Origin of the sequence: Hymenobacter sp. H14-R3 (genome assembly GCF_030063445.1) — a bacterium.
Taxonomy (GTDB): Bacteria; Bacteroidota; Bacteroidia; order Cytophagales; family Hymenobacteraceae; genus Hymenobacter.
In genome coordinates, this window is the sequence record NZ_JASITD010000015.1 from 41,690 (window position 1) to 57,351 (window position 15,662).

The window sequence follows — 15,662 nt, forward strand, 5'->3', positions numbered from 1 at the left end:
ATAAACGGCTTAGCCCGTCATTGCGAGCCTGCGAAGCCATGACGGGCTAAGCCGTTTCACAGGCCCAGCAATTCTTTCATGCCGAACACGCCGTGGCGGCCGGGCAGCCACTCGGCGGCTAGCAGCGCGCCCAGGGCAAAGCCTTCGCGCGAGTGGGCCTCGTGGCGCAGCTCGATGGTGTCGGCGCTCGATACGTAGCGTACCTCGTGGGTGCCCACTACCTCGCCACGCCGCTCGCTGAGTATCGCTAGCTCGTGCGGGGCCTGGGCGGGGGCATTGCGCCAGGTGGTTTTGGCCGGGAAATTCTCCATAATGCCGTGGGCCGCCGTGAGGGCCGTGCCGCTGGGCTGGTCTACCTTGTGCACGTGGTGAATCTCGGTCATCTGCACGTCGTAGCCGGCCGCAAACTGGTTCATCTTGGCCGCCATATACTCGTTGAAGTGGAAAAACAGATTCACGCCCACGCTGTAGTTGGAGGCGTAAAACAGCGCTCCGTTGGTGTCCTGCACCAACTGGCTGGCCTCGTCAAACTGGTGCAGCCAGCCCGTGGAGCCGCACACCACCGGCAGGCCCTGGCGCAGGCAAGCCGCCACGTTGGCAAACGCCGCCTCTGGATGCGTAAACTCAATGGCTACGTCGACCTGCGCGGGGGTGAAGTCCTCGATGCGCTGGGTACCCGTTTGGTGGTCCACCACGCCCGCGATTTCGTGGCCCCGGCTGGCGGCCAGGCCGGCAATAGTCTGGCCCATTTTACCGTAGCCGATGAGGAGTATTTTCATGCTAATTACTTGTTAAGCAACAAGTTATTTTAAGCTTAAGGTCAAGGCTATGCCGCCCGCAGGCACCACCTGGCCGGGTACCGGCAGCAGCGTGGGCTGCCAGTTCAGCGAGAGGTTGTCGCTCACGTCGAAGTCGTGCAGGTGGGCATCCACCACGGCATCCAGTATTTGCAGCGAATAGCCCAGCGCGCTGATGAGGATGGCCAAATCGCGGTAGCTGCGGTAGCCGGTGAGGTTATTGTAAACGTTCGTTAGGGACGTTTCCTTGCGGGCATTCGGATAATCATCCTTATTCAGGTAGCTGGTAAGCGGTAAAGGATTTGTCGTGGCCGGAATTGCACGAACTATGTAGTATGCCTCCCGGTATTCGATGTAGCGGCTTTGCTGGAAATAAACCCAGTAACCTAGGCCACCCACCATGCCGTACACAATGGGCAGCTTCCAATACTTCTTATTGTAAATCTGCCCACCGCTAGGTGCAAGCGCCAGAATGCCAGCCTTTTGCGGACGCGTTAGGTGCAGGCCGAAAAGCCGTTCGGTGCGCTTAGCCGAGTCAGCGGCGGCCAGGGCGCGCCGCTCCTTTTTGGTAGGCTTGCGGCGGACGGTGGCCGTGTCGGGGCGCACCAGCACGGGCGCCGCGGGGTTGATTTCCAGCGGGTTGGTGGCGGTGGGTATTTGGGCCAGGGCCGGGCGCGCCCCGGCCAGCAGCAGCACGAAACCCAGCAGCCAGCCGCAACGGGCGGGCCACTGGCCCAGAAAAAGCAAGGAGTTCTTCATAAGTAAGCCGCTAACGCCGACCGGCGATTGGTAGTGCGGTACCTATGCAGGTTGCAGAATATGCAGAATGCGTTGCATGTCCTCCACCGAATCGAAGGATATTTTGATTTCGCCGCGGCCCTGGGCCCCGGGGCGCAGCTGCACCTTCGAGCCAAAGTGGTCGGTGAGCTGGCGCTCGGTGCGGCGCAGTTCGGCCACGGGCACCACGGGCGCAGCCGCGGGCTGGGGGCTGGCGGAGTTGGGGGCTTCGGCGCGGCCGTAGCCGTTGCGCACCAGCTCCTCGATGCGGCGCACCGAGAGGTCTTCGGCCACAATGCGGCGGTAGAGGTCTACTTGCAGCTGCGGGTCTTCGATGGTGATGAGGGCGCGGGCGTGGCCCATGCCAATAACCGAGTCGCGCAGGCCAATCTGGATGCTGGGCGGCAGCTTTAGCAGGCGCAGGTAGTTGGTGACGGTCGAGCGGTTTTTGCCCACCCGCTCGCCCAGGTCCTCCTGGCGCAGGCTGCACTCGCTGAGCAGGCGCTGGTAGCTGAGCGCAATTTCAATCGCGTTGAGGTTTTCGCGCTGGATGTTCTCGATGAGCGCCATTTCCAGCATCTGCTGGTCATCGGCCTTGCGCACGTAGGCCGGAATGGTGTCGAGGCCGGCCAGCTTACTGGCTTGCAGGCGGCGCTCGCCCGAGATGAGCTGGTAGGAGTTGGTACCCAGCTGGCGCACCGTTACGGGCTGGATAATGCCCTGAATCTTAATGCTATCGGCCAGCTCGGCCAATGATTCCTGGTCGAAGTGCGTGCGGGGCTGGTAGGGGTTTGCCTCAATGTGGCCCACCGGAATCAGGCCCACCGAGCTCACGGGGTTGGGGGTGGAGGCAAGGAGGTGCTCGCTGGGTTTGTCGTAGCTGCCCTCAATAAGGGCGTTGAGGCCCCGGCCCAGGCCACCAAGGCGGCGCTTGGCCACGCTGGCCGCGCCAGGGTTGGCGTTCAGGGCCGCCTGGATTTTATCGTTATTCTTCTCTACAGACATCTTGGCAAGGGTCTGGGGGCCGAAAGGCCGGCCCGCCCAGAACTTCAAAATTACGGACTAGGGGGCGAAGGGCAAGCCTTTGCCAAATTCAATACGACCAGTGCCCACGGTCGGCGGAATGGTGGAGGCAGGCCCGAATCATGGCGGGGGTTAAAACCGGAAAATCGCGCAGCAAGTCGGCCTCCGTCAAGCCACTGTTGAGCCAGTCGAGCACATCGGCCACGCTGATGCGGGTGCCCGTGAGGTAGGGCCGCCCCGAGCGCACGGTAGCGTCGGTGCTGATGAGCGGGTTGTGCGGGTGGGGAGGCATGAAGGGTAATTATAGACTAAGGAGTTGTCAGTGAATAGGCCATAACATCCAATTGCCGGTTGCCATTATCGAACCCAACCAGCCTCCCGGTAAGCACACTATCCAGCGCCGGGTAATCATCCGGGAATAGTATTGGCCCTTGCTTTACATTGAATTCTACAACTCTCAGAAGCACCGGAAAACCCAGTTCGGCATTGTAAAAGACACCGAACTGGGTTTGAATATATACCTTGCCAGTGAGAATGGTCCCCAAAGGCAGCTGCTTTTTTAGTGTTTCCCAAGCGGCAGTTTGTTGCTCCGAGAATAGGCCGTCAGCGAAGGGCGGATTGAGGGCGAATTTCCAACCATTCATAGCTGTAAGCTATTTTACTTACACCAGCTCATCCTCGGCGGCTTCCTCGGGGTTGGCTTCCACGCTGTTCTTCTCCACAATTTCGCGGGCCAGGTTGAGGTAGCTCACCGCGCCTTTGCTCTCGGCGTCGTGCAGGATGACGGGGATGCCGAAGCTCGGCGACTCGCTCAGCTTCACGTTGCGTGGGATGATGGTGTCGAACACGAGTTGCTGGAAGTGCAGCTGCACTTCCTCCACCACCTGGTTGCTGAGGCGCAGGCGCACATCGTACATTGTGAGCAGGATACCTTCGATTTCGAGGTTGGTGTTGAGGCGGCTCTGAATTATCTTAATGGTATTCAGGAGCTTACCCAGGCCTTCGAGGGCGAAGTACTCGCACTGCACCGGGATGATAACCGAGTGCGCCGCCGTGAGGGCGTTCACCGTGATGAGGCCCAGCGAGGGCGAGCAGTCAATAATGATGAAATCGTACTGGTCGACGAGGGGGCGCAGGGCCTCCTTCATCTTCTCCTCGCGGTTGGGCAGGTTAATCATCTCCACTTCGGCCCCCACAAGGTCGATGTGCGAGGGCATGAGGTCGAGGTGGGGTAAAATGTTCGTTTTCAGGATGATATCCTGCGGGTCGATGCCATCGACCATGCACTCGTACACGCTGTTTTCGATGTCTTTGGGGTCGAAGCCCACGCCCGAGGTGGCGTTGGCCTGCGGGTCGGCATCCACGAGCAGGGTGCGGTAGTCCAGGGCCGCCAGCGAGGCGGCCAGGTTGATGGCCGAGGTGGTTTTGCCGACGCCACCCTTCTGGTTGGCTACCGCGATAATTTTACCCATAACAACAAACGATATAACAGAGGAAACGCGTTGCGCGAAGAAATAAGTCAGCCGGGACCGGCGCTGTTTAATCTACAAAATAAGGCTAAAAAAACTGGATTAGCCAAGTAGATAGCCAGAATTGGCCCCGACCGTCCTTGCGAGCGCAACGAAGTGGCGCGTGGCAATCTTTCCTTTCCGCTGGGTTAGTAAACCATTTAGGCAGCCGACCAGGAAAGATTACCGCGCGCCACTTCGTTGCGCTCGCAAGGACAAGGAGCCTTATAATTCCACCGTTTCGCCGATGCGCAGCAGGCGCAGGTTTTTGCCAGCGGCTTTAGCTTCGGCCTGGGCAGCGGCGTGGTCGATGGCGATAATCGGGAAGGTGTCGTAGTGCATGCCGATGATTTCGGTGGTGCCTACCCAGTCGGCGGCCACCAGCGCGTCGGTGAGGCCCATGGTGTAGTTGTCGCCGATGGGCAGCAGGGCCACATCCACTTTATGGCGCTCGCCGATGAGCTTGAGGTCGTAGGTGAGGGCCGTGTCGCCGGCGAAGTAAAGCGTCTGGCCCTCAGTGGTTTTGATAACGAAGCCCATGGCCACGCCTGCGTACGAGCCGTCGGGGAACGAGCTGCTGTGGGCGGCGGCCACGCAATGCACCGTACCGAAGGGCAGGGCCACTTTGCCGCCCAGGTTGGTGCCAATCACGTCGAGGCCTTTGGCGCCGAAGTAGCCGGCGACTTCGGCAATGGCCAGCACCTTGGCCCCGGTACGCTTGGCAATGCTTTCGACGTCGGCAATGTGGTCGCCGTGGCCGTGCGAAACCAGGATGTAGTCGGCCTCAATGGCCTCCACGTTGATGGCTTTGGCCAGCGGGTTGGGGCTGATGAAGGGGTCGAAAAGCACGCGCACGCCGCCGATGGTGGCCAAAAACGATGCATGACCGAAATAGGTAAGCTGCATAAAATGGGTAGAAAAAAACGAAAAACCGGGGCCGGCGCGGCCCCTACCTTTGCAACCGACACCCCAAACCGATGTTTCTACCTGAATTGCGAATGCGCCGGGCCGCTGGGCTGGCCGTGGCGGCCGGCGCGGCGCTGCTGGCCGCCTGCTCGGGCGCGGGCCCGTCGGCGGCCGATGAGCGGCGCGTGTTTCGCTACAACCAGCCCGAGGCGCTCACCTCACTCGACCCCGCCTTTGCCCGCAACCAGGCCAACAGCTGGGCCGTGGCGCAACTCTACAATGGCTTGCTGGAGCTAGATTCTACTTTGCAGCCCGCGCCGTCGCTGGCTAGGCGCTACCAGATTTCGCCCGATGGACTCACGTACACTTTTTGGTTGCGGCAAGGGGTGCGGTTTCAGGCTAGCGAGGCGTTTGCGGGCGGTCAGGGCCGGGCGCTGGTGGCCCGCGACTTCGTGTACAGTTTTCGGCGCTTGCTCGATGCCAAAACGGCTTCGCCGGGCGGCTGGATATTTCGGGGTAAAGTGCTGGAAGATAAGCAGGGAAATAGCAGCGACACTTGCTTTGTCGCGGCCAACGACTCGACGCTGCGCATTCACATGAAAGCGCCGTTTATTCCATTTTTGGGGATATTAACGATGCCCTACGCCTACGTGGTGCCGCACGAGGCGGTAGCCAAGTATGGCAAGGACTTTCGGGAGCATCCGGTGGGCACCGGGCCGTTCCAGTTCAAGGTGTGGGATGAGGGCAACGTGCTGCTGTTTCATAAAAACCCCACCTACTGGCGAAAAGATGAGCAGGGCCGCCAACTACCTTATTTAGACGCCGTTGCCATCAGCTTCATCGCCGACCGCAAAACGGAGTTCCTCACGTTTTTGCAGGGCAAGCTGGACTTTCTGAGTGGTATCCGCGAGGGCTCGCGCGACCTCATTCTCAACCCCGACGGCTCGGTGCGCAGTGATTTCCAGGGGCGCTTCAACCTGCAAAAAGCTCCTTACCTGAATACGGAATACCTTGGCTTTCAATTGGATAGTGCCAAGCTCACCGGCGAGCAAGCCACCCAGGGCCGCAAGCTGCGCGATGTGCGCGTGCGCCAGGCGCTGAGCTACGCCATCAACCGGGCCGAAATGCTGGCCTACGTGCTCAACCACGTGGGGCGGCCGGGCACGTCGGGCTTCGTGCCGGCGGCGCTGCCCTCGTTTTCGGCCGCGCAGGTGCCGGGCTACGACTACCAGCCGCAGCGGGCGCGGGCCCTGCTGGCGGCGGCCGGCTACGGCCCCGGCCGGCCCTTGCAGCTGCGCCTGAGCACCGTGGCCGAGCGCAAGGCCGTGGCCGAATACCTGCAAAAAAACTGGGCCGACGTGGGCGTGCAGGTGCAGATTGATATCAACCAATCGGCGGCCCAGCAGGAGCTGGTGGATAACGGCCGCACGGCCTTTTTCACCAAGAGCTGGCTCGGCGACTATCCCGATGCCGAGAACTACCTGGCCCTGTTCTACTCGCCCAATTTCAGCCCCGCCGGCCCCAATAAAACGCACTATAAATCAGCGGGGTACGACCAGCTGTACCAGCGCGCTATTCGGGAGCAGGCCGGTGCCAAGCGCACGGCCCTGTACCAGGCCATGGACCGCCTGGTAGTGCGCGACGCGCCCGTGGTGTCGCTGTATTACGATGAGATAATTCGCCTCACGCAGCGCAATGTGCGCGGCCTCACGGCCAACCCCATGAACCAGCTGCTGCTGGAGCAGGTGCGCAAGGATTGAGCGCCAGCTACCGGCAGCGACTTGGGAAGTGCCTTATTTCTCCAGGCTCTGCTGCGTCAACGGGTCAATGCGGGCACCTACGTAGTCGATGTACGCCTTGAGGCTGGGCGGAAAGCCTTCCTCCGCCAGCACGGCGTGCCGGGGCTGGCCTACTGGCTGCACCGTAATGATGGCCGCCGGCAGGTCGACGGTGAGGCCCGAGTAGCGCTCGTCGAACTGGCTGAAATTGATGCGCTTAGCCTCGGCCAGGATGTCGTTGATGGTAGCCACGGGCAGGCTGAGCGTTTGCTTGCCCAGGAACTTCACGAAGCGCTGGCCATCGTACTCCACCCGCCCATCGGCAAAAACGGTGGCCGTGTACACCGGGCAGGTACCGTTGCAGGGCGTGCGCTGAAACACGAGTACGGGGGCGGCTTCTTTGGGCACGGCGGCGGCGCGAACGGCCTTGGTTTTGCGCGGCGGCTTCTGCTGGGCGCAGGCGGGCAGGGCCAGGGAAAGGGCGAGGAGCCAGAGTAAAGAACGCATGGCAGGGAGGGGCGAAAGATTTAAAAATAACTTGACCGAGGCAAGTGTAAACCACTGAGCCCGGTACGGCAAAGTTGCGGCGCAAGCGCTAAAACGAAAACCGGGCCAGAGGTACGCACAAAAAAAAGCGTTCCGTAGTGCCTGGCACTGCGGAACGCTTTTTGGCTTGGGAAGGCGTTTGCGTTGGAGCTACGCTTTGCCAGGCTTTTTGGCCTGGGCTTCGCGCTCCTGGGCGGTTTTCATGGCCTCGGCCAGGCGGGCCTGGAAGCCGCCGGGCTTCTTGTCCTTGTTCTTCACCTTGTTGGCTTCGAGCTGGGCCCGAATTTTGGTGTCGTTCACAAAGGAGCGGGTGAGGGCTTGCTGGCCCAAGGTTACCACGTTGGAAACCAGGTAGTACCACGTGAGGCCAGCGGCGAAGCTATTCAGCACGAAGAAGAACACCAGCGGCATGAGGTAGCTGTAGAACTTCATGGGCCCCTGCATAGCGGCCGCGTTCATCTGGTTGCTCTGGTAGGTCATGAAGAGCGTCGAAATCGTCATCAGCACCGTGAACAGGCTGATGTGGCTGCCCAGGTAAGGTAGCGTAAATGGCAGGTGAATCGGGCTGTCGAAGGTGCTCAGGTCGCTGGCCCACAGGAAGGGCTGCTGGCGCAGCTCAATCGCGTTGGGGAAGAACTGGAACATGGCAAACAGAATGGGCAGCGTGAGCAGCGTAGGCACGCACCCACTGAGCGGCGACACGCCAAACTGCGTGTACAGCTTCATGGTCTCCTGCTGGGTCTTGGCCGCGTCGTCGGGGTGCTTGGCCTTAATCTCGTCTATCTCGGGCTTCAGCACTTTCATGCGGGCCTGGCTTTCGTAGGTCTTGTAGGTCAACGGCCACGTTACCAGCTTGATAAGTACTACCAGCAGCAGGATGATTATGCCGTACGAGCTGATGTACTGCTCCAGAAATGTGAACACGGGCAGCACCACGAAGCGGTTTACCCAGCGGAACAAGCCCCAACCCAGGTACACGTTGCGGTCGAAATCCGGGGCCACGCTCTTGAGCAGGCTAAACTGGTTGGGGCCGAAAAAGAAGCGGTACTGGCCGCCGGCCGCGCTCGTCACATCGGCTACGGGTAGGCCCAGCGTGGTACTCAGCGTCTTAATGTAGGTCGAGTCGGCCAAGTTCACCGTGGCGTTGAACTGGCCACTGGTGAAGGGCTGCGAGTCGGCCACGAGGCCCGCTACGAAGAAGTCGTGCTTGTCGGCGGCCCACAGCAGGGGCACGGCCACGGTCACTTCCTCCGGCTTTTCGCTGGCCTCGGCCAGGGCATCGTGGTTGCCGGCGGCTTGGTAGTGGTTGATGGTAGTGTGGTTGCGGTTCTGCTTGAGGTCCTGCTCGGTCTGGCGCACGTTATCCACGAAGCTGAGCTTGAGCGGATCCGCCGACACGGCCACGCCGGCCAGCTTGAGGTTATACTTCACCTCGTAGCCGGTTTTGGGCACGGTGTAGGTCTGGGTGATGGTGCCGCCGCCCACGGGGGCCACGAAGGCCAGCTGCTGGCCACCATCGGCGGTAGCTACCGGAGCGCTGGCCTGAAAGTTCAGTCCCGCGAAGTCCACCTTTTGCCCGCCGGTGGTGGTGAAGGTGGTGTTATAGCGGGCGCTCTGGGCGTCGAACAGGTCGAGCGGCTTGCCGAAGAACGTCTTGTAGTTGTTCAGGCGCACGGCGGCCACGCGGCCTCCTTGCGTGGAGAAAGTCAGCGTCAGCTCGGGGTTTTTAAGCTCGATGCTGCGCACCGGGCCGGCGGCCGAATCGAGCACCACTACGGGCGGCAGGCCGGGCGAAGGCGCGGCGGCCACCGGCGTTTTAGCGGCGGTGGTGGTAGTTGCCTGGGCTTTGTTTTTGTCCGGCTCGGCTTTAGGCGAGAAGAAAAACAAATACACCAGGAGCAAGGCCGAGATGAGGAAGAGGCCAGTCGCTTGATTGCGGTCCATTTACAATAAAAAGAATACGAAGGGCAAAGGTACGGCGGGGCAGGCGCGCCGATTGCTACGGCGAATACAAACGGCTGTCGTTGCGCTCGCAAGGACAAATGGGGTTACAGCCCTTTTTTGCGCTGCATGGCGGCCTTCACAAACCGCACGAATAGCGGGTGCGGATTCTCTACGGTGCTTTTCAGCTCGGGGTGAAACTGGGCGGCCACAAACCACGGGTGTACCGTTTTGGGCAGTTCGATTACCTCCACCAGACCGGTTTTGGGGTTGGTGCCGCTGGCCGACATGCCGGCTTCCTCGAAGCGGGCGAGGTACTCGTTGTTGAACTCGAAACGGTGGCGGTGACGCTCGCTGATGAGGTTGCGGCCGTAGGCCTTGGCGGCGCGCGAGCCGCGCTTCAGCTCGCAGGCGTAGGCCCCGAGGCGCATGGTGCCGCCCTTCTGGGTCACGTCTTTTTGCTCGGCCATGAGGGCGATAACCGGGTCGGGCGTGAGCGGGTCCATCTCGGTCGAGCTGGCCTGCGGCAGGCCCAGCACGTTGCGCGCATACTCTACCACCGCCACTTGCATGCCCAGGCAGATGCCGAAAAACGGGATGTTGTTTTCCCGCACGTAGCGCACGGCGGCCACCTTGCCCTCAAAGCCCCGCTCGCCGAAGCCGGGGGCCACTAGCACGCCATCCACGCCTTCGAGCTGCTGCACGGCGTTTTCGGGCGTCAGGTGCTCGCTCTGGATGCTGCGCACCCGCACCTTGCACTCGTTGAAGGCCCCGGCGTGGATAAACGACTCAATAATAGACTTATACGCGTCGGGCAGCTCCACGTACTTGCCCACTAGCGCGATGGTTACTTCCTCGGTCGGGTTCTTGAGGCGGCCCAGAAATTCCTTCCACTCCTCCAGGTCGGGGGCGTGGCCGCCGTTGAGGCGCAGCTTGCTGATAACGCGCGTATCGAGTTCCTCCTTCAGCATCAGCAGCGGCACCGAGTAGATGGTGTCGGCGTCGAGGCTCTCGATGACGGAGTTGATTTGGACGTTGCAAAAGAGCGCGATTTTGCGGCGCATCTCGGGCGGAATCGGGTGCTCGGAGCGGCACACCAGAATATCAGGCTGCAAGCCCGCCTCACGCAAGTCCCTGACGGAGTGCTGGGTAGGCTTGGTTTTGAGCTCGCCGGCCGCCGCCAGGTAGGGCAGCAGCGTGAGGTGAATCACGAGCGAGTCGTGGGGCGGCAGCTCCCAGCGCAGCTGGCGCACGGCCTCCACAAAGGGCAGGCTTTCGATATCGCCGATGCAGCCGCCAATTTCGGTGATAACTACGTCAAAATCACCATTTTGACCCAGTAGCAGCATCCGGCGCTTTATCTCGTCGGTGATGTGGGGGATTACCTGCACGGTTTTGCCGAGGAACGCGCCTTCGCGCTCACGGCGGATAACCGTGTCGTAGATGCGGCCGGTGGTCACGTTGTTGGCCTGCGAGGTGGGCGTGTTCAGGAACCGCTCGTAGTGGCCCAGGTCGAGGTCGGTTTCGGCCCCGTCGTCGGTTACGTAGCACTCGCCGTGCTCATAGGGGTTGAGCGTGCCGGGGTCGATGTTGATGTAAGGGTCGAACTTCTGAATGGTTACCCGGAAGCCTCTGGCTTGCAGGAGCTTGGCCAAAGAAGCTGAGATAATTCCTTTTCCGAGGGAAGAGGTGACGCCGCCGGTGACGAAGATATACTTCGTGGCCGACGCGCTGGGGGAGGTGGAGCGTTCGGGCATGACGGGGGTCAAAGTTACGGCGTGGCCAGCCGCGGCCCTAGCCGGCCCAACCCGCCCCGCCCCAAAACCAGGCCCTACTTTCGGCCCGCGCCCAGCCCGGCTGGCGGCTGGCCGCGCCGGCTTTTCTTCTTATGAAAAACACCCAAATACTGCCCCAGCGCGCGGCTACTCAGGCCCGTGGCTGGCTGGGGCCCTTGCTTTTGAGTGCCCTGCTGTGGGTGGGCTGGGGGCTGCCCGCCCACGCTCAGGCCGGGTTGCAGAAAGACTTGAAAAAAGATTTTGGGGCCGTGGGCAACGGCCGCGCCAACGACCAGCCGGCCTTTCAGCGCGCCGCCGAATTCTTTAATAAGCGGGCGCTCACGCCGGCCGGGGCGGGGCGGGCTGTGCTGCGCATTCCGGCGGGCACCTACCTCGTGGGCGACCCTGGCGCGCCCGGTAGCCTGGGTAACTTGCTGGCCCTCAGCGGCTGCCGCAACCTGCGCATAGTGGGGGCCGACAGCGCCACCACCGAAATCCGCTACGCCCGGGGGCTGCGCTACGGCTCCTTCGACCCCGCCACCAGGTTGCCGTTTGAGGCGGCCACCGCGTACTTCACCGATGGCAATTACGGCTTCGGCCTGGGTGTCGCCATTGTGTTGCAACAGTGTGATAACGTGGAAGTTGCCGATATTATGCTCAATGGCAGCAGCCCGCACCTGGTGGTGGGCGGGCACTGGGGCGACACCGGCATTCAGCTGCCGGCCGATGGCGTGTTTGTGCAAGACTCGCGGCGCATTACGCTGCGGCGGCTGGCGGTGCACCACTTCGGCCGCGACGGTGTTCAGGTGCTCAATCGCCTGGCCAAGCGCCTCGACGACCCCAACCGCGAGGATATTGTGCTCGAAAACTCGACCTTCGACTACAACGGCCGGCAGGGCCTGTCCATCACGGGCGTCAATGGCCTGCGGGCCGTCAAGTGCAGCTTTAGCTACACCGGGCGGGTCGTGATTCCGGCGCTGGGCAAGGCGCTGTTTTCCAACCCCGGCGCGGGCGTAGACATTGAGCCCGAGGGCGGCTACGTCAGCCACGTGCGCCTGGCTGGCTGCCGCTTCGTAGACAACGCCGGCCAGGGCCTGGTATCGGACCACTACGGCGATGGCCCGCCCGTTACGCAGGATATTGTGCTCAGCAACTGCCTGTTATGGGGCATCACCAACTGGTCGGCCTGGGTGCGGCAGCCCGACTTTCTGTTTGAAAACTGCCGCTTCTACGGGGCCTTTGTCAATGGCTGCGCCCAGGCGGCGGGGGCCACCCGCTTCGTGGGCTGCACCTTCGAGGACCGGCCGTACCGCGGGCAGGCGGCCTACGGGCTCTTTTTGGTGCATTCCGACAAGGAGGCGCGCCGCATGAGCTTCACCAACTGCCACTTCATCGGCCACCACAGCTACTGGCTGCTGGCCCGCCCGGCCGCGCCCGATACGGCCAGTGCCTTCCGGCTGCGCGGCTGCACGTTCAGCTACGCCTACGGCAGCAACCCGCCGCTGGGCAGCCGCGACCAGCTGCTGGGCGTCGTGTTTGGTGGTGATAACCTATTGAATAGTAATGCATTGAATATCAATGCCCCCCGTATGTTGCTGGGCGATTCAACCGGCAGCAGCCCCACGGTGGTGCTGGGGCCTGGCCGCCTGCGCCTGGCCGCCCCCAGCGACTATGTGGTGCAGTCGGGCCTGCGTATTGGGCGGGCCGGGGGTGCGGCGCAGGTAGTGGTGGAGGCGGGCAGCGTGCTGCTGCTACAGGCCCAGGCGGGCCGGATGCCGGAGTTATATATTGGCCCGGCCTCGCGGCTGGTTGTTAAAAAAGGCGGCGCGCTGCGGCTGGCGCCACGCACCAAGGTATTGATTGAAGGGCAGTTAGTGGTGGAAACTGGCGCGTATTTCGACCAGCCACCGCAGGCCGAGGTGGCCACCGCCGGGCGGGGCCAGCTGCGCGTGGCAGCGGGCGCTATTAGGAGCCGGCCGCCAGCGCCCGCGCCGGTGGCCGCGCCGGGCAATTAGTTGGTAATCACACCAACAGGCTCAGGAAATCCTGCTTGCCATTGAGGTATTCAAACCCAAAGCCTTCCTCCACCATGCGGGCTTTGATGCCCTCCACATCGTGCGGGTTGCTGACTTCGACGCCGATGAATACGGGGCCTTTCTCCTTGTTATTCTTCTTAATGTACTGAAATTGAATGATATCAGTACCCTCGGCCAGCACGTTGTTCACGAAGCGCCGCAGCGCGCCGGGCGCTTGGTTGAACGTTACCATGAAGTAGTGTTTGAGGCCCTGGTGGCGCTGGGCGCGCTCCTTAATGTCCTCCATGCGGGTGATGTCGTTGTTGGAGCCGCTGACGATGCACACCACCGTTTTGCCCTTGATTTGGTCGGCGTAGGCGTGCAGCGCCGAGATGGCGAGCGTGCCGGCGGGCTCCAGCACCATGCCTTCCTCGTTGTACATCTTCAGCAGGTCTTCGCACACCTGGCCCTCGGGCACGAGGTGCACCTCATCGAGCAGGGCCTGGCAAATCTCAAACGTGAGTTCGCCAGGGCACTTTACGGCCGCGCCGTCCACAAAGGTGTCGAGGCTGGCCAGCGCCTGCCGCCGCCCGGCCCGGATGGCGTCGTGCATGCTGGGTGCGCCCAGTGGCTGCACGCCAATGAGTTTGGTTTCGGGGCTCAATTGCCGAAACACGCTCGATAAGCCCGAGGCCAGCCCGCCGCCGCCGATGGGCATGAAGCAAAAGTCAATCGGCTTGTGGTGAGCCGCTTTCAGAATTTCCAGCCCCACCGTAGCTTGCCCTTCCACAATGGCCAAGTCGTCGAACGGGTGCACGAAGGTGCTGCCGCGCGCGTCGCAAAACGCCTGCGCCGCCTGGTAGCAGTCGTCGAAGGTGCGGCCCGTGAGGTGCACCGTTACCATGTCTTTGCCGAAGAGGCGCACCTTGTCCACCTTCTGGGCGGGCGTCTGGGCTGGCACGAAAATGTCGCCCTGCAAGCCCAATAGCTGGCAGGCGTAGGCCACGCCCTGGGCGTGGTTGCCGGCGCTGGCGCACACGATTTGGCGGCCCGGCACGGTAATCGGCAGCATCGAAATCTTGTTGTAAGCCCCCCGGATTTTGTAAGAGCGCACCACCTGCAAGTCCTCCCGCTTGAGCAGAATAGTCGCGTCGTAGGTGCGCGAGAGTCCCAGGTTCAGCATAAGGGGCGTCTTGGTAATCACGCCTTTGAGGCGGCGCGCGGCGGCCTCCACGTTTTTGAGGGTGACGGCGGTGGCCGCCGGGGCGAGCAGGTCGGGCATGGGGGTAGGGAACTGGTTCTAAGTCAGTACAGAAAAAAAGAACGTCATGCTGAGCTTGTCGAAGCATCTCTACCGCTTCGTTGGATTGGTAACCCTGGCGGCGTGGTAGAGATGCTTCGACAGGCTCAGCATGACGGCCTGTTATAATCGGTGATAGAAGGATTTACGCCTCCACACTGACACTGCTGCGCGAGCGCAGCTCGCGCACTTGCGCGCCGGTAGCCCACAGCTCCGATTCGCGCACTTCCTTCAGCTCCGCCTCCAGCTCCTGGCGGTAGTTGGGGGTCGAGCCGCGCTCGATGGTGCGGCGGGCTTCCTCGCCGCTGGCTACGCTGTCATACAGCTCGTTGAGTACGGGCAGGGTAGCGTCGCGGAACTTGCCTTTCCAGTCGAGGGCGCCGCGCTGGGCGGTTACCGAGCAGTTGGCAAACATCCAGTCCATGCCGTTTTCGCCCACCAGCGGCACGAGGCTTTGGGTGAGTTCCTCCACGGTTTCGTTAAAGGCCTCGGAGGGCGAGTGGCCGCGCTGGCGCAGCACCTGGTACTGGGCTTCGATGATGCCGGCCAGGGCGCCCATCAGCACGCCGCGCTCGCCGGTGAGGTCGGAGTATACTTCCTTTTTGAAGTCGGTTTCGAACAAGTAGCCCGAGCCCACGCCGATGCCCATGGCAATGGCCTTCTCCCAAGCCTTACCCGTCGCATCCTGGAACACCGCGAACGACGAGTTCAACCCGCCGCCGGCCACAAACAAGCGGCGCAGGCTGGTGCCGCTGCCTTTAGGCGCCACCAGAATCACGTCGATATCCTTGGCCGGGATGATGTGGGTCTGCTCATTAAACGTGATGCCGAAGCCGTGCGAAAAGTACAGCGTTTTGCCCGGCGTGAGGTACTTCTCAAGCGTGGGCCACAGGGCAATCTGCCCCGCATCGCTCAGCAGGTTGCAGATGATGGTGCCCTTGTCGGCGGCTTCCTCAATCGAAAACAGCGACTCGCCCGGCACCCAGCCATCCTTGAGGGCGCGCTCCCACGAAGGCGTGCCTTCGCGCTGACCCACAATGACATGGAAGCCGTTGTCGCGCATGTTCAGCGCCTGGCCGGGCCCCTGCACGCCGTAGCCGATTATGGCAATGGTGTCGTCTTTCAGGAAGTCGAGGGCCTTGGCGAGCGGAAATTCGTCGCGGGTAATCACGGTTTCGGGTACGCCGCCGAAGTTGATAGTAGCCATGGGGGTAGGGATGTAGCGCGGACTTTCAGTCCGCGAGTTGGTTGAGAAAGGTGTCGTATTAAAATCGTCTGGTTCGCGGACTGAAAGTC

14 protein-coding genes are annotated in these 15,662 nt (G+C 61.9%); 2 read left to right on the forward strand and 12 right to left on the reverse strand.

All coding sequences use genetic code 11. The features are described 5' to 3' along the window. Positions 1-56: 56 nt before the first annotated feature. The 7 genes from dapB to QMK33_RS14590 all read right to left on the reverse strand — a co-directional run bounded on the left by dapB (position 57) and on the right by QMK33_RS14590 (position 5,011). Positions 57-779, reverse strand: a complete 723-nt coding sequence (dapB, locus tag QMK33_RS14560) for a 4-hydroxy-tetrahydrodipicolinate reductase (protein ID WP_283565331.1) — start codon at positions 777-779, stop codon at positions 57-59. A 24-nt stretch (positions 780-803) separates the two neighbouring features. Next, positions 804-1,556 carry a DUF5683 domain-containing protein gene (locus QMK33_RS14565; RefSeq protein WP_283565332.1) on the reverse strand — a complete coding sequence of 251 codons (753 nt, stop codon included), beginning with the start codon at positions 1,554-1,556 and terminating at the stop codon, positions 804-806. A gap of 42 nt (positions 1,557-1,598) precedes the next feature. Further along, positions 1,599-2,579 (reverse strand): ParB/RepB/Spo0J family partition protein, encoded by a 981-nt coding sequence (locus QMK33_RS14570; RefSeq protein ID WP_283565333.1) that lies wholly within the window; start codon positions 2,577-2,579, stop codon positions 1,599-1,601. Between the two features lie 88 nt (positions 2,580-2,667). Further along, complete coding sequence (locus tag QMK33_RS14575; protein ID WP_283565334.1) at positions 2,668-2,889, reverse strand: DUF433 domain-containing protein; 222 nt, start codon at positions 2,887-2,889, stop codon at positions 2,668-2,670. 16 nt (positions 2,890-2,905) lie between these two features. After that, positions 2,906-3,241 carry a hypothetical protein gene (locus QMK33_RS14580; RefSeq protein ID WP_283565335.1) on the reverse strand — a complete coding sequence of 112 codons (336 nt, stop codon included), beginning with the start codon at positions 3,239-3,241 and terminating at the stop codon, positions 2,906-2,908. An 18-nt stretch (positions 3,242-3,259) separates the two neighbouring features. Beyond that, positions 3,260-4,069, reverse strand: coding sequence for a ParA family protein (locus QMK33_RS14585; RefSeq protein WP_283565336.1), 810 nt, complete (start codon positions 4,067-4,069; stop codon positions 3,260-3,262). 261 nt (positions 4,070-4,330) lie between these two features. Further along, positions 4,331-5,011 carry a metal-dependent hydrolase gene (locus QMK33_RS14590; RefSeq protein WP_283565337.1) on the reverse strand — a complete coding sequence of 227 codons (681 nt, stop codon included), beginning with the start codon at positions 5,009-5,011 and terminating at the stop codon, positions 4,331-4,333. A gap of 92 nt (positions 5,012-5,103) precedes the next feature. Here QMK33_RS14590 and QMK33_RS14595 point away from each other — a divergent pair, with 92 nt between their 5' ends. Next, complete coding sequence (locus tag QMK33_RS14595; RefSeq protein ID WP_283565338.1) at positions 5,104-6,771, forward strand: ABC transporter substrate-binding protein; 1,668 nt, start codon at positions 5,104-5,106, stop codon at positions 6,769-6,771. Positions 6,772-6,804: 33 nt separating this feature from the next. Here the strand turns inward: QMK33_RS14595 and QMK33_RS14600 are convergent, their stop codons facing one another. From QMK33_RS14600 to pyrG, 3 genes are all read right to left on the reverse strand, one after another. Beyond that, complete coding sequence (locus QMK33_RS14600) at positions 6,805-7,296, reverse strand: DUF6438 domain-containing protein (RefSeq protein WP_283565339.1); 492 nt, start codon at positions 7,294-7,296, stop codon at positions 6,805-6,807. Between the two features lie 189 nt (positions 7,297-7,485). Beyond that, positions 7,486-9,279 (reverse strand): membrane protein insertase YidC, encoded by a 1,794-nt coding sequence (gene yidC, locus QMK33_RS14605; protein WP_283565340.1) that lies wholly within the window; start codon positions 9,277-9,279, stop codon positions 7,486-7,488. 104 nt (positions 9,280-9,383) lie between these two features. After that, entirely contained in the window at positions 9,384-11,033 is a 1,650-nt protein-coding gene (gene pyrG / locus QMK33_RS14610) for a CTP synthase (protein WP_283565341.1), read from the reverse strand. Positions 11,034-11,164: 131 nt separating this feature from the next. Here pyrG and QMK33_RS14615 point away from each other — a divergent pair, with 131 nt between their 5' ends. Beyond that, the gene (locus tag QMK33_RS14615; protein WP_283565342.1) at positions 11,165-13,066 is read left to right on the forward strand and encodes a right-handed parallel beta-helix repeat-containing protein; all 1,902 of its coding nucleotides are present in this window, start codon (positions 11,165-11,167) and stop codon (positions 13,064-13,066) included. A gap of 7 nt (positions 13,067-13,073) precedes the next feature. Here the strand turns inward: QMK33_RS14615 and ilvA are convergent, their stop codons facing one another. Continuing rightward, positions 13,074-14,348, reverse strand: a complete 1,275-nt coding sequence (gene ilvA / locus QMK33_RS14620; RefSeq protein ID WP_283565343.1) for a threonine ammonia-lyase IlvA — start codon at positions 14,346-14,348, stop codon at positions 13,074-13,076. 163 nt (positions 14,349-14,511) lie between these two features. After that, positions 14,512-15,573: a ketol-acid reductoisomerase gene (gene ilvC, locus QMK33_RS14625; protein ID WP_283565344.1), complete on the reverse strand. Its 1,062-nt coding sequence runs from the start codon at positions 15,571-15,573 to the stop codon at positions 14,512-14,514. Positions 15,574-15,662 lie beyond the last annotated feature (89 nt).